This is a genomic window from Devosia epidermidihirudinis (assembly GCF_000971295.1).
Taxonomy (GTDB): Bacteria; Pseudomonadota; Alphaproteobacteria; order Rhizobiales; family Devosiaceae; genus Devosia; species Devosia epidermidihirudinis.
On the sequence record NZ_LANJ01000047.1, the window covers coordinates 23,897 to 44,360 of the forward strand.

23 protein-coding genes and 1 tRNA gene are annotated in these 20,464 nt (G+C 60.7%); 20 read left to right on the top strand and 4 right to left on the bottom strand.

The genetic code is table 11. The features are described from left to right. Positions 1-197 precede the first annotated feature (197 nt). The gene (locus WH87_RS17815; protein ID WP_046139670.1) at positions 198-854 is read left to right on the top strand and encodes a GntR family transcriptional regulator; all 657 of its coding nucleotides are present in this window, start codon (positions 198-200) and stop codon (positions 852-854) included. 33 nt (positions 855-887) lie between these two features. Continuing rightward, complete coding sequence (locus tag WH87_RS17820) at positions 888-1,214, top strand: L-rhamnose mutarotase (protein ID WP_046139669.1); 327 nt, start codon at positions 888-890, stop codon at positions 1,212-1,214. Positions 1,215-1,255: 41 nt separating this feature from the next. Here the strand turns inward: WH87_RS17820 and WH87_RS17825 are convergent, their stop codons facing one another. Continuing rightward, on the bottom strand, positions 1,256-3,154 hold the full coding sequence (locus tag WH87_RS17825) for a hypothetical protein (RefSeq protein WP_046139668.1): 1,899 nt from the start codon (positions 3,152-3,154) through the stop codon (positions 1,256-1,258). A 311-nt stretch (positions 3,155-3,465) separates the two neighbouring features. Here WH87_RS17825 and WH87_RS17830 point away from each other — a divergent pair, with 311 nt between their 5' ends. After that, on the top strand, positions 3,466-4,119 hold the full coding sequence (locus WH87_RS17830; RefSeq protein ID WP_046139667.1) for a GntR family transcriptional regulator: 654 nt from the start codon (positions 3,466-3,468) through the stop codon (positions 4,117-4,119). Here the strand turns inward: WH87_RS17830 and WH87_RS17835 are convergent. The 3 genes from WH87_RS17835 to WH87_RS17845 all read right to left on the bottom strand — a co-directional run bounded on the left by WH87_RS17835 (position 4,109) and on the right by WH87_RS17845 (position 6,147). After that, on the bottom strand, positions 4,109-4,948 hold the full coding sequence (locus WH87_RS17835) for an amidohydrolase family protein (protein WP_046139666.1): 840 nt from the start codon (positions 4,946-4,948) through the stop codon (positions 4,109-4,111). The two genes, WH87_RS17830 and WH87_RS17835, sit on opposite strands and share 11 nt — an antisense overlap. A gap of 137 nt (positions 4,949-5,085) precedes the next feature. Further along, positions 5,086-5,736: a DUF2161 domain-containing phosphodiesterase gene (locus WH87_RS17840; protein ID WP_046139665.1), complete on the bottom strand. Its 651-nt coding sequence runs from the start codon at positions 5,734-5,736 to the stop codon at positions 5,086-5,088. A gap of 321 nt (positions 5,737-6,057) precedes the next feature. Next, positions 6,058-6,147 (bottom strand) — tRNA-Ser (locus WH87_RS17845). Between the two features lie 117 nt (positions 6,148-6,264). Here WH87_RS17845 and WH87_RS19200 point away from each other — a divergent pair. The 17 genes from WH87_RS19200 (at position 6,265) to WH87_RS17930 (ending at position 20,456) form a co-directional block, all read left to right on the top strand. Then, positions 6,265-6,711 (top strand): gamma-glutamylcyclotransferase family protein, encoded by a 447-nt coding sequence (locus WH87_RS19200; protein ID WP_052726515.1) that lies wholly within the window; start codon positions 6,265-6,267, stop codon positions 6,709-6,711. A 60-nt stretch (positions 6,712-6,771) separates the two neighbouring features. After that, positions 6,772-7,551, top strand: a complete 780-nt coding sequence (locus WH87_RS17855; protein WP_052726514.1) for an MBL fold metallo-hydrolase — start codon at positions 6,772-6,774, stop codon at positions 7,549-7,551. 220 nt (positions 7,552-7,771) lie between these two features. Further along, positions 7,772-8,344 carry a 50S ribosomal protein L21 gene (gene rplU, locus WH87_RS17860; RefSeq protein WP_046139664.1) on the top strand — a complete coding sequence of 191 codons (573 nt, stop codon included), beginning with the start codon at positions 7,772-7,774 and terminating at the stop codon, positions 8,342-8,344. Positions 8,345-8,358: 14 nt separating this feature from the next. Further along, the gene (gene rpmA, locus WH87_RS17865) at positions 8,359-8,625 is read left to right on the top strand and encodes a 50S ribosomal protein L27 (protein WP_046139663.1); all 267 of its coding nucleotides are present in this window, start codon (positions 8,359-8,361) and stop codon (positions 8,623-8,625) included. A gap of 113 nt (positions 8,626-8,738) precedes the next feature. Continuing rightward, positions 8,739-9,269 (top strand): GNAT family N-acetyltransferase, encoded by a 531-nt coding sequence (locus tag WH87_RS17870; protein WP_046139662.1) that lies wholly within the window; start codon positions 8,739-8,741, stop codon positions 9,267-9,269. Continuing rightward, positions 9,266-9,802 (top strand): GNAT family N-acetyltransferase, encoded by a 537-nt coding sequence (locus WH87_RS17875; protein ID WP_197410851.1) that lies wholly within the window; start codon positions 9,266-9,268, stop codon positions 9,800-9,802. The genes WH87_RS17870 and WH87_RS17875 overlap by 4 nt, the downstream gene beginning before the upstream one ends. After that, a complete protein-coding gene (gene obgE, locus WH87_RS17880) occupies positions 9,799-10,842 on the top strand; it encodes a GTPase ObgE (RefSeq protein WP_046139660.1) in 1,044 nt (347 codons plus the stop codon). Before WH87_RS17875 ends, obgE begins: the two co-directional genes overlap by 4 nt. 175 nt (positions 10,843-11,017) lie before the next feature. Next, positions 11,018-12,157: a glutamate 5-kinase gene (proB, locus tag WH87_RS17885; RefSeq protein WP_046139659.1), complete on the top strand. Its 1,140-nt coding sequence runs from the start codon at positions 11,018-11,020 to the stop codon at positions 12,155-12,157. After that, positions 12,144-13,424: a glutamate-5-semialdehyde dehydrogenase gene (locus WH87_RS17890; RefSeq protein WP_046139658.1), complete on the top strand. Its 1,281-nt coding sequence runs from the start codon at positions 12,144-12,146 to the stop codon at positions 13,422-13,424. The genes proB and WH87_RS17890 overlap by 14 nt, the downstream gene beginning before the upstream one ends. A 44-nt stretch (positions 13,425-13,468) precedes the next feature. Further along, positions 13,469-14,068: a nicotinate-nucleotide adenylyltransferase gene (locus WH87_RS17895; RefSeq protein ID WP_342667193.1), complete on the top strand. Its 600-nt coding sequence runs from the start codon at positions 13,469-13,471 to the stop codon at positions 14,066-14,068. Between the two features lie 177 nt (positions 14,069-14,245). Beyond that, positions 14,246-14,638: a ribosome silencing factor gene (gene rsfS / locus WH87_RS17900; protein ID WP_046139656.1), complete on the top strand. Its 393-nt coding sequence runs from the start codon at positions 14,246-14,248 to the stop codon at positions 14,636-14,638. 9 nt (positions 14,639-14,647) lie between these two features. Then, complete coding sequence (rlmH, locus tag WH87_RS17905; protein WP_046139655.1) at positions 14,648-15,130, top strand: 23S rRNA (pseudouridine(1915)-N(3))-methyltransferase RlmH; 483 nt, start codon at positions 14,648-14,650, stop codon at positions 15,128-15,130. A gap of 106 nt (positions 15,131-15,236) precedes the next feature. Then, a complete protein-coding gene (locus tag WH87_RS17910) occupies positions 15,237-16,562 on the top strand; it encodes a murein hydrolase activator EnvC family protein (protein ID WP_052726513.1) in 1,326 nt (441 codons plus the stop codon). Positions 16,563-16,569: 7 nt separating this feature from the next. Then, positions 16,570-18,015, top strand: a complete 1,446-nt coding sequence (locus WH87_RS17915) for a S41 family peptidase (RefSeq protein ID WP_052726512.1) — start codon at positions 16,570-16,572, stop codon at positions 18,013-18,015. Between the two features lie 99 nt (positions 18,016-18,114). Next, on the top strand, positions 18,115-19,230 hold the full coding sequence (locus tag WH87_RS17920) for a divergent polysaccharide deacetylase family protein (protein ID WP_046139654.1): 1,116 nt from the start codon (positions 18,115-18,117) through the stop codon (positions 19,228-19,230). Between the two features lie 12 nt (positions 19,231-19,242). Continuing rightward, complete coding sequence (locus tag WH87_RS17925) at positions 19,243-19,764, top strand: RNA pyrophosphohydrolase (RefSeq protein WP_046139653.1); 522 nt, start codon at positions 19,243-19,245, stop codon at positions 19,762-19,764. A 5-nt stretch (positions 19,765-19,769) separates the two neighbouring features. After that, positions 19,770-20,456: an aspartate/glutamate racemase family protein gene (locus WH87_RS17930; protein WP_046139652.1), complete on the top strand. Its 687-nt coding sequence runs from the start codon at positions 19,770-19,772 to the stop codon at positions 20,454-20,456. Positions 20,457-20,464 lie beyond the last annotated feature (8 nt).

Genomic DNA, 20,464 nt, shown 5'->3' on the forward strand with positions numbered 1-20,464 from the left:
ACCAATTGGCAAATAGCAAGCCATGCGACCTACGACCTTGGTGCAGTTTCTTGGTTTTTGTGGCAAAAAATGCGGCCAGAATCGTGTAACAGGGCGCATTGGTCGACGTTAACCGGCAAATCGACACTCAATTTTCATTGACCTGAAATATCAATTGCCTCAATTTGAGGTTCACTGAGTGGAGAAAGCACCTGAAAATGGATCAGGGACGCGATGGCGCGGTCTATGCCCGGTTTCGCCGAGCGCTGGAAAACCAACGCCTCACGGCCGGCGCTTTGGTCACACAGGGCGAGTTATGCAAGGCTCTGAATGTGCCAGTGGCGCGCCTTCGCCGCGCCCTTGTGCTACTGGCTGCCTATGGGCTCGTCAAAATCGAACCGAGGATCGGCGTCCGGATCGCCTACCCCGACGTGGCCTTCATTCGTGAAACCTACCAATTTCTGACAATGATAGAGGTCGCGGCAATCCGTGTTGTCCTCCCCCAGATGGATCGCGAGTGGATCGGCCAGATGCGGGGCGAGCACAATGCTTTGCTTGCCAACCTGTCAGCGAATCCGGGCAACGACATTTGGACAGGCGACATCATGCGACTGGACAATGAACTCCACGGCACGATCGTCGCGGCTCTGGGCAACAGAGCGATCAGCCGAACCCATCGATTGCTTCGGGACAATCTGGGATTCGCCCAGCAGGTCCATCACAGCTCGTTCGGCACCGCACAGTATTTGAGCAGCCTCAATGAGCATCTCGGACTGCTCGATGCGATGGAGAGCGGCGATCTCGCCGCCACGATCGCCGCCCTCGAGGCGCATTTCAAAACATCAACGCATCGGATTTTCGGCGGGCAGCATTAGCGGCCGCCTCAACTCAAACATAGGGAGAGAAAAGTGGTTCGTAGATTCGGCCGAGTGATCGGCCTCAAGGAAAAAGACTTGGAGGCTTACAAGGCGCTACATGCCGGACCTGGCGTGCGCGATTTGCTCACTGAAGCCAACATGCGCAACTTCAACATTTTCGTGCATCGCCTTCCCGATGGGCAGCTCTACGAGTTTATGTATGTTGAGTATGTCGGCGACGATATGGCCTCGGACATGGCCCGCCTGTCTGCCAACCCCCGCAATGCCGAGTGGCTCACGCTCTGCAACCCTATGCAAATCCCCCTGCCGGGGCACAACGGGTGGGCAGACATGGAAAGCGTGTTCTTTAACGCCTGAATCAAGTTGCACCCCGGCCCGTGAGCCGGGGTGCTTGTCGATTACAGCTCGCGGCCCTTGATCGCGGGCATCGCATCCACGGCACGAACCCAAGGCGTGTCATAGCTTGGCTTATTGGCGTAGCGCTGCATTCCAAACTCGAGCCTTGTCACTGCGCCTGGCGCCAGCTTTACCGCCACCCACCGCCCGCTGATGCTTTGCTCGGCTTCACCATCAACCGCGACCGTCGTGAAGCTATGCTCGCCGAAGGCTCCAGCCTGCACGATCAGTTCCCGGGCAGTCGTCGCACTCGTATTGACCAGCGTCACGCCGGCCACATCGGCTTCGAGATGATCCACCAACGCGGCTACGTCTTGGGGCAGGCCCGGCCTTTGTTTTTCGGCATCGAAGTAACGGAAACGGGAAAGCTGCAGGCCACCCCGGCCCATATGTGCGGGACCGCCTGTGGTCAGCTGGATCAACCCTTCCATGACCATCGGGGAAATCTGCTGCCACATATGAATACCCATCGGGTGGGCTTCGTGATCCATGGTCAGCGGATCAAAGGCATCGCTGCGGAAACGCTCGATTTGCTGCACTATCGTCTCAAGATTGGAGGCCAGCAGCGTTTCCGGATAAGCCGCGTCGCCGCCCCGGATGAAGCGGAACCACTGCGCCGTGTTGCCATTGAAAGCCATGTGCCCCCCGATGGTCTTGCCGTACCCGGCATAGCGCGTGTCGATGGCCTCGAACTGACCATTTGGCCAGGCGCGCTCAGCCCGCTCGGCATCATCGTCAGACATGGACGCGTTCCAAAGGGTCACCGCATAGACCGGGTGAACGACGCGATAGTCACGCCAGCCTTCATCGAAGTGGCGGTTGGGAACAACCGCCTGGCCGTCTTCATCCCGGCGGAGCGACCACAGCATGTCTAGCTGTGAGCGGGCCAGGTCGAGATGACGCTCATCACCCGTCATCAGCAGACCGTTCAGGCCGGCAATGGTGATTGGATCGAGGATGGAGAACGCACCATGTGGCCACCGCCAGCCATAATATCCCCCCCACCATTTGCCGTCATTGTATTCGCCAATCTGGCCTGACAGACCAATATTGTCGGGCGTGATGCCGCCGTTTTGCTCGGTGCGCTCCACCCAGGCATCCAGATAGTCTACCGTCCACTGACGATGACGATCTTCGCCATCATACATGAACGCATGTGCCATCAGCGAAGTGGCACCAAGATTGAGAGGCACGTCGCCCTTTGCCTGCCGCGCGTTCATTTGCTTCAGGATGAGCTCATAGGTTGCATCGTCCGACCATGGACAGACGCGCCCATACGGATCGATGCCCGGAAGATCCTCGAATGGAGGCGGAAACCGGTCCAGTATCTCACGATGCGTGGACCAATCCTCTCCACTGTGGCTGAAGCGCGGACCTCGGCTGCCCGAAATGGGTGCCCGCATGAGCCGAAGCTGGGCATCATAGTTTTGAACGTCGGGGTCCTCGCCGTTGTAGAAGCCGGCAAACCGTTTCGTGCGCTGCCTATCCTTGAGGCCTGCGGGGCTGGCAAGTCCCAGGAAGTACAGGAATAGCGAGCTTTCCCCGTGGTGCATCCAGTCGTAGTAGGCATCAAATTCGCGATGAATTTGTCCATACTCCGTCCATTGCCAGGTTATGCCATCATAGATCACCTGCGCACGTCGGTAGACCTCTTCACTTCCCCCCAGTGCGTAGAACAGGGGCATGTACATGAAGCCCTCATAGGGATCATCGGACCCATCCATCCCAGGCCAATTGTCTCTCCAGATAAGCGTGCCGTCAGGCCGCGTGTAGCGGTCCGCAAATTCGATGGACGCCTGATCGAGCGTTGAAAAAACCTGGCGCTGGAGCAAGGCCCATCGAGGCATCGGCGCGGTGCGCCCACCTTCAAGCACCGGAATGTCGGGGGAAATCTTCGTCATGGGGTCAACCCGTCCTGATGTTTCAGAGCGACGCTCAGGCGCTTGGCGCCTGGGGCCTCGGTCTAGTCGTTTCCGGGCGATACAAATCGCACAATCTGCTCGCCGTAAAACACTAAATGCCACCGTTGATATTTCACTGCAATAGATTGATGTTGCAGAACGCCGAAACACGCTAATCCGGAGTCGATGCGATGCGGTCTTGATAGCGCGATACCCCCCTGTGCGGCCGCGCAAGACATTTCAAAGGGCTCGCCAGTATGTTAGGGAAGCAAACTTCAGAGCGAACTCATCGCAGGCGTGAAAGGCCGGACGTGGAAGAGCAACAGCACGACAATGTCGGTTATCAAAAATTCCGCGATGCGCTTGAGGCGGGCCGCCTAAAGCCGGGCATGGTCATCACGCAAAATGAACTCTGCGACATGCTTGGCATGTCTCTGTCCCCGCTACGAGAAACACTCGTCTTGCTCGAAGAGTTTGGCCTGGTGGAAATCAAGCCGCGCGCCGGAATCAAGATCGTCTACCCAGAAGTCGCCTTCATTCGCGAGAATTTCCAGTTTCGCATCATGATCGAAGTCCACGCTATGCGGACATTCGTTCACACAGCCACGGACGCCTGGATCGACGACATGCTCAAACGCCACTTGGCGTGCAAGGCGTTCATCGAATCCGGCGCAGATTTTGAGACCGTGAAGCGTCAGGTCGTTGACCTCGACAAGCAGCTGCATCGCAGTCTCGTCGACGTTCTCAACAACGGCGCCATTACCGCAATGCATGAACGCCTGCAGGACAATTTATTGATGGCCCGTCGTGTCCATCAACGCGTCATCAACCGCCACCAGCTGCTCGAGACTGTCGACGAACACCTGCGCATTCTTGAGAGCCTACGCCACCGCGATCTCGACGGCGCCATCGCCAATCTCGAAGCACATTTCCGGGCGTCCACGCACCGCACATTTACGAGCTAGGACCAACGAGGCCATACACGCGCTCCGCGTTACGAGACAGAAGAGCTTCTTTCTCGTCTTGGCTGCATCCAGCAACCAGGCTCAGGGTCGCCTCAACCCATCTCGTCAAGGAACCACCCAAGGTCACAACGGGATGATCGGAGCCCCAGACGACGCGCTCCCACCCAAAGCTCGCTATCATGTGTTCAAAATAGGGGCGCAGGGTCCCCACGGACCAATCAGCCCCTGCATGGGCCGAAATCCCCGATATCTTGCCTACCACATTGGGTCGACGCGCGATCTCTCTTATGGCGCTGTTCCAGCCATCTGAGTTTTCACTAGGGATTTTGGGATTCCCACAGTGATCCAGGATAAACCGGGTGCCAGGACAACGATCCACGATGTCTATCAGCGACGCCAATTGATGGGCATGCGCACACAGATCAAAGCTCAATTGCTGTTTTCCAAGGGATCGCAAATTATCAATGAGGCGATCACTCGCGAGCTGGTCCTGCGTATAGCCGAACAACACATGCCGCAGGCCTTTCACCGCAGGCGTTGCGACCAGATCGTCGACATAGGCCTCAAACCCCGCGTCACCTGGCCTGCAACCCGCAACCACCCCAACAACAGAGGGGTGTATCGTCGACATCAAATGGGCTTCTGCCAGGGTCTGTTCCGACAGCACATCCACTTCCATATGGATCGCCGCCTCGATCCCAAGTTGGGCCGCTTCGGCGAAATAGTCGTCGACCGACCACGCCTGGTTGATCCGTGGCACATGTGTAAGCCACGGGTAGCTCAGATGAGCTGGGTAGACGAGGTGGAGATGGGTATCAACAATGCGCATAATGGCCAGCCAAAAACACGAAACGGCTGCATTGATATACCAATTATGTTTTTCGGTGTATTAAAGTTTGTATTCGCGCCTGACAGACCCGACGCTTAACGGCCTCGCATAATCGCAGCGCCCTGCACCCTGACCAGTCAGCCTTGCGGAGGCGACACCGCAGCCCGACCAAGTTCGGTCAGCCCGTATATGCCTCTGCTCTCGCGGATGAACCACCCGTAGACGTTGTTTCGGAGAATTGCAGGTGCCCTGGCAACCAGCGCTTTAAGCTGCTTTGGACTTTGCGGCCCGGAAAGCAGTGCCTTGGCGCACACAATGCAATCTTGCCTGTAGACGGTCATGATTGGCTTACCGCGCCCTCCACCCACCTGCGGATCGCCCACCCTACGCCTATGCTCATCCAGCAGGCGCGACCGCCTTTTCGGGTCACGACGCGGTGTAGCGGCAAAGGGAGCCACGATGACATCCACGTCTCCAGCATCCGAGACCGCAATGACGCCGAACCCGAGCCGACGGCACAAATTCCGAAACCGGGCATCGTGCTCACGCCCCCGACCAGTCTTCGAGGCTCGCGCCGCCAACCAGACTTCATCACAGAACGATGCCCGCTTTACACCTTGCATCACCAACTCGAGATTGAAGGCGAGCTTCATCTCGCAGACAATGATGACCGGCGGGTCGCCCTCTATGACACCAACCAGGTCGCAATCATTGACCTCGCCTTTGACGGAATAACCGGCTCTTTCCATGTACGCCTTCAAAGGAAGGTAGAGATCCGTTTCTGCCATTTGCTCACTTCGATCGAGATAGATAGGAAACTCGATGCTTACAGCCAGTTGGAAGCGTCAGTGAACTCGTAGATATCCAACAGAGTTTGGCCACGCTACCCCATACGAGCCCTGCCCGTTTCTGCCGAAAGGCGACCGAAACGATGGCTGGCTCGACGCACCGCCTCGGCGTGTCGATCAGGTCGACCGCAACCGACTTGCAGAACCTGAAGACCGGGTTGCACCGTCGGACCAAAGCCATGCTACGCCCGCGCAATAAACGGGCCACGATGCTGCGACTAAAGCCGACTGCGCTCTAGAAATTTCAATGGCAAGATGAAGTGGCGGAGAGAGAGGGATTCGAACCCCCGATAGAGTTGCCCCTATGCCGCATTTCGAGTGCGGTGCATTCAACCACTCTGCCATCTCTCCGCGAGATCGTCACGACACCCTGGGCGGGTGCGGTTGGTCGACACGGGGCGGCTTATGGCATAGCAATCGTGAGCCTGCAACTCCCTTGATGCAACTCAAGCAATCTGGATCGCTGCTTTGGTTTCGCTTCCGCTTTTTGTCTATGGCACGCTGCGTGACGACGACGTTTTGGCGGCAGTGCTCTGCCATGCCGTCGACGATAAGCACGTCAAGTCCGCGACGGCACTCGGATATCAGGCGCTCTGCTATCCGGGGCGGACCTATCCCGCCCTTGTGGCCTCGGCCGGTGCCACTGCAATGGGTCAGCTTTTGGGTGATCTGACAGCGACAGATCTGGCGCGGCTGGACGCATTCGAGGGTGCTGAATATCAGCGTGTGAGAATCACCGTTCTGGTTGGAACGACCCCCCAACTAGCGCTGGCCTATCTGCCCACGATCGACATCGCGGACGACAGTGCCACCTGGTCGCTCGAGTACTGGCGCGCCCATCACAAGGCGGCGATGATGCTCGACCTGACGGGAGCCGCGGGGCAGGATGGGCTGCACCGGCAGATGGAGCTCTAGCGACACAGGGGCAACTTGCACTGCTTCAACGCACAGCTATGGTTCGAGGGAGACGCAGCGATGATCAAGCGACGTAGCGTATTGGCAGCAATGACGACATTCCCCCTTTTGGCTCTGGGTGCTGGCGCGCCCATGAGCGTGTGGGCACAGGAGACACAAAACTTGGACGGCGACAAGATTTCAACCAGCGGCGGCGACGTCACCATTCACCCAGTGGAACACGCATCCCTGCTGCTCGGTTTTGGCGATCAGGTGATCTATGTCGACCCCGTTGGTGGCGCGGCGCTCTATGCCGACCTGCCAGCACCGACGGCAATTTTGATCACCCACGCGCATGGCGATCATTTCGACGTACCGACGTTGGAGGCCATTGCGGGCTCCACACCGATCCTGACCAGCCGGGAGGTGTTCGACAAGCTGCCCGAGGCGCTCAAGGCCAATGCCAAAGCAGTGGCCAATGGCGAAACCGGCGCACTCAATGGCATTTCGATCAAGGCCATTTCCGCCTACAACACCACCGAAGATCGCCTCCAGTTCCACCCCAAGGGCGTGGGCAATGGCTACCTGCTCAGCTTTGGTGACAAGACCATCTATGTCGCCGGCGACACCGAGCCGACGCCCGACATGTTGGCGCTGACCGGCATCGAGGTGGCATTCCTGCCGATGAACCTGCCCTATACCATGACCGTCGAGCAGGCCGCAGAAGCGGTCAATACCTTCAAACCCAAGATTGTCTATCCCTATCACTATGGCGAAAGTGATCTGAATGCGTTCGCCGCAGCCGTGGACAAGGCAACCGAAGTGCGGCTGCGGAACTGGTATGCGCACGCCAAGAGCTAAGCGGAAGTCTTGACTCTTGGGGCATTTGCCCTGATAAGCCGCCTCGGAATGCGTGCCGGTTCGTCCCGGTGCGCTTCCTTTGTTTGAAAACGCTGTTCGAGGCTGCCCGCCGGCAATTGTCGGTAGCATGTTCGAAATCCGCAGAAATTCTGGGCTTTGCCTGCGGTGCCACAGAGCGCGACAAAAAGGGACCGGCGTGTTTGAAGCACCCGGTGCATGAATGACTTTTGCAGTGATCAAGACCGGTGGCAAACAGTATAAGGTTGCCGCCAACGATGTTCTCAAGATTGAAAAGCTCGATGCTGAAGCCGGCACCATTGTGACCTTTGATCAGGTTCTGATGGTTGATGGCGAAGTCGGTGCTCCTCTGGTGGAAGGCGCGCTCGTCGCTGCCGAACTGCTTGAGACCCGCAAGCAGAAGACGGTCATCATCTTCAAGAAGAACCGTCGCCACAATTACCGTCGTCGCAATGGCCACCGCCAGCTGCTGTCGACCGTGCGCATCACCGAAATCCTGACCGGCGGCGACAAGCCATCGATCAAGGCTGCCGGCGTTGCTGCTCCAGCGGCGGCCGCCGTGTCGAGCAAGCCTGCTAAGGTCCGCGCTGCTGCCAAGGCCGCTGCTGCGACTGAAGCAAGCGCAGCTGTCGCGACCGAAGCCAAGGCTCCGGCAAAGAAGGCAGCAGCCAAGAAGGCAGCTCCAAAGGCAGCCGCAACCGATACCGACGCCGCTGAAAAGCCGGCGAAGAAGCCAGCTGCCAAGAAGGCAGCTCCAAAGGCCGACAAAGAATAAGGAGCTAGAGCACCATGGCACACAAAAAAGCAGGCGGCTCATCCCGCAACGGTCGTGATACCGCTGGCCGTCGTCTCGGCGTAAAGAAGTTCGGTGGCGAGACTGTCGTTGCCGGCAACATCATCATCCGCCAGCGCGGTACCAAGTGGCACCCCGGCACAGGCGTTGGCCTGGGCAAGGACCACACGATCTTCGCACTGGTCGACGGCAACGTGTCGTTCCGCACCCGCGCGAACTCGAAGGTCTTCGTGTCTGTCGACCCGGCACTGGCCGCCGAATAATCCGGCAGGTCTAGCGAACCCGGCCGGTGACCCGTTCCCCGGCCGTCTTCGCAAACGCGAAATTGTAAGGGGAGCCGGGTCACCGGTTCCCCTTTTTGCATTCTGAGTCCGCCATGTTGAACGCCAGAAACACGCTGCCAGAGACGCTTGTCACCACCCGGCTTACCCTGCGTAAGCCGGTGTCGAGCGACCTTGCCGATCTGGTGGCGTTGGCGAACAATCCGAACGTCGTCGCGCCGACCGCGACCATGCCTTTCCCTTACCTTGAGGAGCATGCCGAGGCGTTTGTTGCGGGTGTCGATGATCCGACTACGCCGCGCGCCTATGCAATTGCCAATGCTGACGATCGCCTGATGGGCGTGGTCAGCCTCAAATTTGCCCCCGACACGGCGCCTGAACTGGGCTATTGGCTGGGCGAGCCCCATTGGGGCCACGGCTACACGGCTGAAGCCGCCAAGGGCTTGCTCGACGCTGTGCGGCACAATGGCAGCATTCCCAAGGTGCGGGCCCGCGTGTTGCAGAGCAATCCGGCTTCGGCGCGGGTGCTCGACAAGCTTGGCTTTGTCGTCATTGAACGCACGCTGAGCTCGATCCAGCGCCATCTGGGCCAGCCGCTGCTGTTGCTGGAATGGAGGGCTGCATGAGCGTCAGCCTCACCACGCAAAATCTGTTGCTGCGCCAGCCCGAGCTGGGCGATGCCGAACCGATCGCGCGCTTTCTCAACGATTTCGGCGTGGCGGGTAATCTGGCACGGGTGCCATTTCCCTATCACCTGTCCGACGCCAAGGGCTGGCTGCGCACGCGCGCGCCCAATCTGCCGGTGGAAGAGATCACCTTTTCCATCGAAGTGCCCGGCGAGGGCTTTGCCGGCCATGTCGGCTATCACCTGGGCCCGCAAGGCCCCATCCTCGGCTATTGGCTGGGCCGCCCCTTCTGGGGGCGCGGTGTCATGACCGAGGCAGTCATTGCGAGCCTGGACTGGTTTTTTGGCGCTTCAAACCACGACGTGGTTTATTCCGGCGTCTTCCATTTTAATCTGGCCTCACTCGCCATTCAAACAAAGCTCGGGTTTACCCAAACCGGACGCTCCACCCTGCTCTGTCTTGCGCGCGACGCCGAGGTAGAGCATATCGACACAAAATTGACGCGCAGCGTCTGGAAGGCCAGAACACAATGAAGTTCCTCGATCAGGCCAAGGTCTATGTTCGCTCCGGCGATGGCGGCGCTGGTGCCGTCTCGTTCCTGCGCGAAAAATTCGTCGAATTCGGCGGCCCCAATGGCGGCAATGGCGGGCGTGGCGGTGACATCGTCATCGAATGCGTCGACGGGCTCAATACGCTCATTGATTATCGCTACCAGCAGCACTTCAAGGCCAAGACCGGCACCCACGGCATGGGCAAGGACCGCGCGGGCGCCAATGGCGAAGCAACAGTTCTGCGCGTCCCCGTCGGCACGCAGGTGTTTGAAGACGACAACGAAACCCTGATTGCCGACATGACCAAGGTTGGCCAGCGCGTTGTGCTGCTCTCAGGCGGCAATGGCGGCTTCGGCAATGCCCACTTCAAGACCAGCTCCAACCAGGCGCCCCGTCATGCCAATCCGGGCATTCCGGGCGTTGAAAAGTGGATCTGGCTGCGCCTCAAGCTGATCGCTGACGCGGGCCTGGTCGGGCTGCCCAATGCCGGCAAGTCGACCTTCCTCGCGGCTGTGTCGGCGGCCAAGCCAAAGATCGCGGCCTATCCGTTCACCACGCTCCATCCCAACCTTGGTGTTGTCTCGATCGGCGAACGCGATTTCGTGCTGGCCGATATTCCGGGCCTGATCGAAGGCGCCAGTGAAGGCGCGGGCATTGGTGACCGCTTCCTCGGCCATATCGAGCGCTGCGGTGTGCTGATCCATCTCATTGATGGCACTCAGGACGATATCAAGCATGCCTACCAGACGATCCGGACCGAACTGGCAGCCTATGACGAGCGCCTGGGCGAAAAGCCCGAGATCGTCGTGCTCAACAAGGTCGACGCTATCGAACCCGATGATCTCAAGGAAAAGCTCAAGATCCTCAAAAAGATCAGCAAGGCGGACGTGCTGCAGGTGTCAGGTGTGACCGGGAAGGGCGTCGATATGGTGCTCTATGGCGTCATCGAGACGCTCGACGCCGAAAAGGCCGCCAAGCTTGAAGCCGAACGCCGCAAGGCCGAGCCCAACTGGGCGCCATGATCCAACTGGGTGGACCCTTCCCTGTCACCTCTCCCCTGAGGGGAGAGTTCGGCGCGCAGCGCCGGGTGAGGGGTTCAGTCTCAACTGGGGCAACCCAGGACAACGCGGCCACTGAACCCCTCACCCCAACCCTCTCCCCTCAGGGGCGAGGGAGCCAGACCGAGGTCTGATCCAAATGAACGCCCTTGCGCCCTATAAGCGCCTGACCATCAAGATCGGCTCAGCCCTGCTTGTCGACAAGCAGGGAAAACTGCGTGCGGCATGGCTCGCCGACCTGGCGTCCGACATTGCCGCATTGAAGGCAGATGGCTGCGAAGTGGTCATCGTGTCGTCCGGGGCGATTGCGCTGGGGCGCGGTCTTTTAGGGCTCTCGGCAGTGGCGCTGACACTGGAACAGTCCCAGGCCGCTGCCAGCGCCGGACAAATCGCTCTGTCCCAGGCGTGGGCCGAGGCGCTGGGCCGCCACGACATTGTCACCGGCCAAATCCTGATTACGCCGAACATCACCGAAGAGCGGCGCTATTATCTCAATGCCCGCACCACGATTGCGACCCTTCTGGGTCTCGGTGCCATCCCCATCATCAACGAAAACGACAGCGTCGCCACGGCAGAAATCCGTTATGGCGACAACGATCGTCTGTCGGCACGCGTCGCCACCATGATCGAGGCCGATTGCCTTGTGCTGCTGAGCGATATCGACGGGCTCTATACCGCCCCGCCTGCCAAAGACCCCAATGCGACCCACCTGCCTGTGGTCAAGGCCATTACCCCGGCCATCGAGGCCATGGCTGGCGGCGCGGCGAGCCATCTGTCGCGCGGCGGGATGACCACCAAGGTCGAAGCTGGCAAGATCGCGACGCAGGCTGGGACCGCCATGATCATCGCCAAGGGCACCGAGAGCCATCCGCTCAGGGCCCTCACCGAAGACGGCCGCCATACCCTGTTCCATCCCGCCCAGAGCCGGGCACAGGCGCGCAAGCGCTGGATCATGGGCACGCTGGCGGTCTCGGGCTGGCTGCAGATTGACGCTGGCGCTGCCCGCGCCCTGCTCACCGGCAAATCGCTGCTGCCCATTGGGGTGACGCGCGTGACAGGCTCGTTCGAGCGTGGCGACGCCATTGCCGTGCTCAATGAGGACGGCGTGGAAATCGCCCGTGGCCTGGCCGGGCTCGACAGCGAGGAAGCGCGGCTCGTCATGGGCAAGCGCAGCGACGCCGTGCTGGAGCTTCTGGGTGTGGGCAACCGCGCCGCTCTGGTGCATCGTGATAATCTGGTGCTGGTGGGCGCCAAGGAGGACGTCAATGAGCTTGGCTGAGGCTGATCGCTCCATCGCAGATATCATGGCCGAACTGGGCCAAAAGGCGCGCATCGGCGCTAAGGCACTGGCCATTGCCAGCCCCGAGCAGAAGCGGACCGCGCTGATCACGGCCGCTGGCGCCATCAATGCGCACCGCAAGAAGATCCTGGCCGCCAATGCCAAGGATATGGAAGCGGCGCGTGACAAGGGCATTTCCAAGGCCTTTCTCGACCGTCTCGAACTCACCGATGCCCGCATCGATGGCATTATCGACGCGGTAAGAACCATTGCCGAGCTGCCCGATCCGGTCGGCGCCACCATTGCCGAATGGGACCGCCCCAACGGGCTTCACATCGAGCGCGTGCGGACACCCCTTGGCGTTATCGGCGTCATCTTTGAGTCGCGCCCCAACGTCACGGCGGATGCCGGCGCGCTCTGCATCAAATCGGGCAATGCGGTGATTCTGCGCGGCGGCAGCGACAGCTTCCACTCCAGCCACGCTATCGTTGAATGCATGCTGGATGGCCTGCACCTGGCAGGTCTGCCCGTGGAATGCGTGCAGCTGGTGCCGACCACCGACCGCGCCGCCGTGGGCGAAATGCTCAAGGGCTTGAACGGCAATATCGACATCATCGTGCCCCGCGGCGGCAAGACGCTGGTGGCGCGCGTTCAGGACGAGGCCCGCGTGCCGGTCTTTGCGCACCTCGAAGGCATCGTTCACGTCTATATCGACAAATCGGCCGACCTCGAAAAGGCTGTGGCGGTCACGCTCAACGCCAAGATGCGCCGCACTGGGATTTGTGGCGCTGCCGAAACGCTGCTGGTGCACCAAGATGTGGTGACGACCCATCTCAAGCCCATTATCGAGGCGCTGATTGCCAAGGGCTGTGAAATTCGCGGCGATGCGACCGTGATGTCGTTGATTCCGACCGCCAAACCAGCAACCGAGCAGGATTGGCGCACCGAATACGAGGATGCGATCATCTCGGTGAAGATCGTCGAGAGCCTCGAGGCAGCAATCGCGCATATAGAGACCTATTCCAGCCACCACACCGAAGCGATCATCGCCGAGGATCCTGCGGCGGTTGAGAAATTCTTCAACCAGATCGACAGCGCCATTCTCGTGCACAATGCTTCGACGCAGTTTGCCGATGGCGGCGAATTCGGCTTTGGTGGTGAAATCGGCATCGCCACCGGCAAGATGCATGCGCGCGGCCCGGTTGGCGTCGAGCAACTCACCAGTTTCAAATATCGCGTTCGCGGTAACGGCCAGACGAGACCCTGACACTGACCCTGCGCCACCCCATCCGCATTCCAGGTATTACCGAATTGCCGCCCTCCGGGACGGGAATGCGAATTGGGCTTTTCGGCGGGAGCTTCAACCCGATCCACGAGGGCCATGCACTGGTCATCGAGGAAACGCTGCGCCGGCTCGATCTCGATATGATCTGGGTGCTGGTGACGCCGGGCAATCCGCTCAAGGACCACAAGGAGCTGGCGCCGCTGGCTGAGCGCGTGATCGCCGCCCGCAAGCTGCTCAACAATCCGCGCGTCCGCGTCACCGGGTTTGAGGCCGCCCACGGCTTTACCTATACGTGGCAAACGCTGCGCTTCCTAACCACTGCCCTGCCCGACCGGCGTTTCGTCTGGATCATGGGTGCGGACAATCTGGTGGATTTTCACCGCTGGCAGCGTTGGCGCGATATCGCCGAAATGCTGCCCATGGCGGTCTATGTCCGCCCCGGCTCCGGTCGGCGTGCGCCCGTCTCGCAGGCGGCCTCGGCGCTGTCGCGCTACCGGGTCGATGAGGACGACGCAACCCGCCTCGCCCTGCTGCCACCACCCGCCTGGGTCTACCTTCACGGCCGCCAATCCCCCCTCTCCTCATCGGCGATTAGGGCAAGACGGCAACATGGTAACCCAAAATGACGCCCAATCTTGCGAAAGTGTCACCAAAGGCGCATATTGGTGGTGTGTGATGATAGTCACCAGAACAGGAACTGACTGCTTGCCGTTTGAAAAGACGCCTGCACATTCCGATCAACAACCAAGGATGCTGATCCCTCGCATGACCCATGCACGCGCATGGGCGGAAGGCCTTTGCTAATGGCCTCGCTGCCCGAGAACACAATCACCCCGTCCGATGCCCCTAAGGTCGCCGCGGAACGCCCCATGATCGACGTGATCCTTGAATGCCTTGACGATGCCAAGGCCGAGGAGACCATTGCCGTTGACATCATCGGCAAGTCCTCGCTCGCCGACCACATGGTCGTTACCTCCGGTCGTAGCCAGCGCCATGTCGGCGCCGTTGCCGACCAGCTGGTGAATGCCCTGCGTGAGGCCGGCTTTGGCAAGCCCCGCATTGAAGGCCTGCCCCATTGCGACTGGGTGCTGGTCGATGCTGGCGACGTTATCGTCCACATCTTCCGCCCCGAAGTGCGCGAGTTCTACAACATCGAAAAGATGTGGCAGGCTGACTTCGCCGCTGACGCCAACTAAGTCAGCGACATGCGGATAACCATCGCGGCCATTGGCCGGATGAAGGCCGGGCCTGAACGTGAAATGGTGGCGCGCTATCTCGATCGCGCCATCGGCGGCGGTAAGCCGCTGGCCCTGACGGGCTTCGACGTTATTGAACTCCCCGAATCGCGCAGCACATCCTCGGCCAGCCGCAAGGCTGACGAGGCTAAAGCGCTGCGCGCCGCCTTGCCCGAGGGCATCATCGTGGCGCTCGATGAGCGCGGCAAATCTATCGGGTCAGAACCCTTTGCCAAACAGATCGGCCGCTGGCGCGATGATGGTCGCCCCGCCGCCAGCTTCATTATTGGTGGCGCCGACGGGATCGACCCGGCCTTTGTGCAGGCCGCCGATCTGGTTCTGAGCTTTTCGCCCATGGTGTGGCCGCATCAACTGGTGCGTATCATGCTGGCCGAACAACTTTACCGCACAACCACCATATTGTCCGGGCACCCCTACCACCGGGGCGACTAGGCTGAACCGATCACATCATGGTTAAGCAACGTTAACCTGTGGTTTGCAGGCGCTTTGCTATGGTGGCCCGCAATGATTCGGGTGCGCGGCCCGTGCTGGAGTGGTCATGGCAGTGAGGCCGGGCAAGAAACTGGGATTGATACTGGCCGGGGCCCTCCTCGCCAGCGCAACGGCCCTGCCCTTGCACGCCCAGACCGAGACGGTAACGCCGGAGGCGGCGCCAGCTGCGGCGCCCACGACCAATGAGCAGGATTTGGCGACGGTTGAGGCCTCGCTCGATCTCAGCCAGGAGCGCATCGACCAACTCAAGGCCGAGATTGCCGAGCTCGAAGGCGATCGCACCAAGCAGAACGCCGCCCTGATCGCCGCCGCCCAGCGCGTCAAGCTCGCCGAAATCGAGGTCGCCGACGTCGAAGACCGTCTGTCCGAGCTGATTGTGTCCGAGCTTGAAGTGCGCGGACGTCTGGACGGGGCCGACGCGGAAATCGCCAATGTGCTGGCCGCGCTCGAGCGCATCTCCCTCAATCCGCCTCCGGCGCTGATCGTTGATCCCGACGACGCTCTGGGGTCGGCTCGTTCGGCCATTCTGATCGCAGCGATTGCCCCGCAACTGCGCGCGAAGGCCGACGCCGTGACCGCCGACCTCAAGGCGCTGACAGATATCAAGACGGCCGCGCTCGCCGAAGAGGCGACACTCAAGGCCAACCATTCTGTGCTCGAAGAAGAGCAGCTGCGCATCGCGACGCTGATTGCCGCCCGCAAGCAAGGGATCAGCGTCCGCACCGCCGAGCTGGATGCCGAGGTGCAGGAAGCGGTCGCCCTTGCCGCGCGCGCCACCACGCTCAAGGAACTGGTGGATGCACTCTCATCGCGGGTGAACTCCGTCTCGACCGCGGCCGCCGCGTCGGACGCGTCGAACGATCCCAATGCGATCCAGCTCTCGCCTGAGGCCGTGCATCTGGCGCTGTCCAACAGCGCACGCACCGAGCCCGGCATCCCCTTCAGCGCCGCCAAGGGCTATCTGACCATTCCCGCCAATGGCACCAATGTGGTCAATTACGGCTCGAGCGACGGCTTTGGTGGCATCAGCCATGGCATTTCGCTGGTCACCCGCGCCGATGCGCAGGTGGTGTCTCCAGCCGATGGCTGGGTGCTGTATAAGGGCCCTTACCTCAATTACGGCCAAATCATCATTCTCAATACGGGGCAGAGTTACACGACCCTGCTGGCTGGGCTTGATTCCGTGACGGTCGATATCGGCCAGTTCGTGCAGATGGGTGAACCCCTGGGCACCATGGGATCACGGACAAGTGGGCGCACCGTCACCACCAATGCTGGAAACGACCAGCCGACCCTTTATATTGAACTCCGCCATAACAATCAGCCCGTCGACCCAACCGGATGGTGGGCCGCCAATCAACAGACTGGATAGAACCCCGATGCGCTTTACCACCCTTCGCGCAGCTGCCGTGACGCTGGCCCTGCTGGCACCGGGTTCCCTGCTCTATGCGCAGGAAGAACCCGCTCCTGTACCGGCCGAGGAAACGCCCCTGCCGAACCCGGATCAGGCCCCACCGGCCGACATCGCACCGGGTGGCGAAGCGCCAGAGCCAACGGCCGAAGAATCCGCCGCCAAGCCGCGCGATCCGCTGGAGATCTATGCGGACCTCAACCTGTTTGGCGAAATCTTCGACCGCATCCGCGCCGAATATGTCGATCCGCCAGATGAGCAGGAGCTGATCCGGGCCGCCATCCAGGGCATGCTGACCTCGCTTGATCCCCATTCCGGCTATCTGCCGCCGACCGACTACAACGACACCCGCGAGGATATCTCGGGCGAGTTCGGCGGTCTGGGCATTGAAGTCACCATGGAAGATGGTGTGGTCAAGGTGGTCTCGCCCATCGACGACACCCCCGCCGCCAAGGCCGGCATTCTGGCCAATGACTTGATCGTGCAGATCGATGGCACCTCCATTCAGGGCCAGAGCCTGGACGATTCCGTCGCCAAGATGCGCGGCAAGATCGGCACCTCGGTCAAGATCACCGTGGTCCGTGAAGGCGTGCCCGATCCGATCGATTTCGAACTGACCCGCGCCACGATTGCTATGCGTGCCGTGCGCTGGTCGATGGAAGGTGGCGCAGAAGAAGGCACCGGTGACGTCGCCCTGATCCGTCTGTCGCGCTTCTCCGAGCAGGCCTTTGTCGGCATCCAGAAGGCCATCAAGGACATTTATGCCGAGCGTAAGGGCGTGGCGCCCAAGGGCATCATCCTTGATCTGCGCAACAACCCAGGCGGTCTGGTCGATCAGTCGGTCTATGTTGCCGACGCCTTCCTCAAGCAGGGCGCGGTTGTGCTGACCCGTGGCCGTATCGCCGAGGAAAGCGCCCGCTATGACGCCCAGCCCGACGCACTCGATGCGCTGATCGCTGACGTGCCGCTGATCGTGCTGATCAATGGTGGTTCGGCCTCCGCGTCCGAAATCGTCGCTGGTGCCCTGCAGGACCACAAGCGCGCCACCATCGTGGGCACGCGCTCGTTCGGAAAGGGTTCGGTCCAGTCGATCATCTCGCTTGGCCCCGATGGCGCCATGCGCCTGACCACTGCGCGTTACTACACGCCGAACAACCGGTCGATCCAGGCCCTCGGCATCACTCCTGATATCGAGATCAAGCAGACCGTTCCGCCTGAATTCCAGGGTCGTGACGAGATCATTGGTGAAGCCGGTCTTGCCGGGCACATCAAGATTGAAGGCCAGGAAGAAACCACGGTTGGTTCCTCCGTCTATGTCCCTGCCGAAAAGGCAGACGATGCGCAGCTGCAATACGCCATCGGCCTGATCGACGGCAAAGAGACCAACCCGGCCTATCCTGCCAAGGCCGAGTAATCAGCGGTTTGGCTGTGTTATGAAATTGTGGGGGCGAGGCGGCTGATTCGCTGCCTCGCCCCCTTTCTTTGGACGCCATTGGCACGGGACAGATAAGCTATGGCCGATGATCTGAGCACCCCGCTGACCGGGCGTAAGGGCAAGCCGGGCGCCAAGCGCCACCTGCCCATTGCACGCAGTCTGTTTGCCCTTCTGGCGCTCATCGGCGGCGCGTTTGCGCTGCGTCTCATCCTGGTCGATGATCCCGAGGGCGGTCGTCCCAGCCAGGAGGCCTCGGTCGCCTCAACCCGCAGCAACAATGCCGTTGCCAGCGCGGTCGCCAATGGTCCCGTCACCATCACCGCCGACCCACAGCAATACAACGCCGATGGCTCGGTCGCGGCGATTGCACCGACCGGGAGTGGTGCTGCTGGCCTGCCCGATATCTACGGCGCGCTGCCCGACCTCAGCGAGGAAACCAGCGATGGTCCGATCCCGCGCATGGGCGCATCGGGCCTGACGCCCTTTGCTGCCTATGCCCGCCCGGCCAGCGCTGCTGCGGCCAGCGGCAAACCTATGGTGGCCATCATCGTCACCGGCCTTGGCATCAACGAGCAGGGCTCGATGGACGCTATCGACCAGCTGCCCGAAGACGTGACATTGGCCTTTGCCCCCTATGGCAAGACGCTGGACCGGACCGTCTCGGCCGCCAGGGCCGATGGGCACGAAGTGCTGCTCGAAGTGCCGCTGGAGCCGTTTGACTATCCACAGAACGACCCTGGCCCGCAGACGCTGCTGACCGGCGACGCGCCCCGCGCCAATATCGACAAGTTGTTCTGGCTGATGTCGCGGTTTGGCGGCTATGCCGGCATTATCAACAATATGGGCGCGCGCTTCACCGCATCGGCCGCAGACTTTTCCCCCATCATGGAAGAACTCGGCGCACGCGGTCTGGGCTATATCGACGATGGCTCGTCCAATCGCTCGGTAGCGCCGCAGCTGGCGGCCAATAACAAGGTGCCGTTTTCGCGCGCTGATACGATGATCGACACCAATCCGTCGCGGGCATCCATTCTGGCAGCGCTTGCCAGCCTTGAGACAAAGGCGATGGAGAATGGCCAGGCAATCGGTATTGTCAGTGCATTGCCTATCTCCGTCACTGCGGTGACCGAATGGGCCAATGAACTTGCAGCCAAGGGCATCGTGCTGGTCCCGGCCAGTGCCCTGATGAAATAGAGATTCAGTGCCATGGTCGATCGTGAAACCCTGCCCTATCGCGACTGCGTTGGCGTCGCCGTCTTCAACCAGCAGGGTGAGGTCTTCATCGGTCGACGCAAGGCCGATGACAACTCGGACGACACCTCCGAGGTTGATGCGCCCTGGCAGATGCCGCAGGGTGGCATAGACAAGGGCGAGGACCCGCTGAAGGCCGCGCTGCGGGAACTGCACGAAGAAACCAATATCACCTCTGTGAGCCTGCTCGCTGAGGCCCCAGAGTGGATCTACTATGATCTCCCCGATGAAGCGCTCGGCATTGCGCTCAAGGGCAAGTATCGTGGGCAGCGCCAGCGTTGGTTCGCCTTTGCCTTTACCGGCCATGAGAGCGAAATCAATGTCACTGCACCCGGTGGCGGCAAGTTCCCCGCCGAGTTCGATGCCTGGCGCTGGGAAAAGCTGGGCAATACACCCGACCTGATCGTCGCGTTCAAAAAGCAGGCCTACGAAAAAATCGTCGAGGCCTTCCGCGATATCCCGGAGCGGTTTATCTAGGACTAATGCGAACCATCGGTCTTATCGGCGGCATGAGCTGGGAATCAACGGCCCACTATTACCGCGTCATCAATCAAGAAACCGCGGCCCGCCTTGGCGGCCTGCACTCTGCGCCATTGATCGTTCACTCGGTCGACTTCGCCCCGATTGCCGAAATGCAGTCTGCGGGTGACTGGGAGGGCGCGGGCCGGCAGTTGGCTGAGATTGCAAAGGGCCTCGAGAAGGCCGGGGCCGAGGTCGTCGGCCTTGCCACCAACACCATGCACATCGTTGCCGACATCATTACGGCAGGGCTCAATATCCCCTTCGTGCATATTGGTGATCCGACCAGCGACGCGCTGCTCGGCGACGGCTTTAAAACCGTCGGCCTCCTGGGCACCCGCTTCACCATGGAGTTGCCGTTCTATCGCGAGCGGCTCGAATCACGGGGCCTCGCCGTACTGGTTCCCGAGATCGATCGAACGAATCTCAATGGGATTATCTACGAGGAACTGTGCCGGGGCATCGTGCGCGAGGAATCCCGCCGCACCTATGTCACCGCCATCGAGCGGCTGCAGGCGCGCGGGGCGGAAGCGGTGATTCTTGGGTGCACCGAGATTGCCATGCTGATCGACGATTCCAACAGCCCCATCCCGGTCTATGACACGACCGATCTCCACGCCAAGGCCCTGGTTTCGGCAGCGCTGGCTTAAGGCCCGCC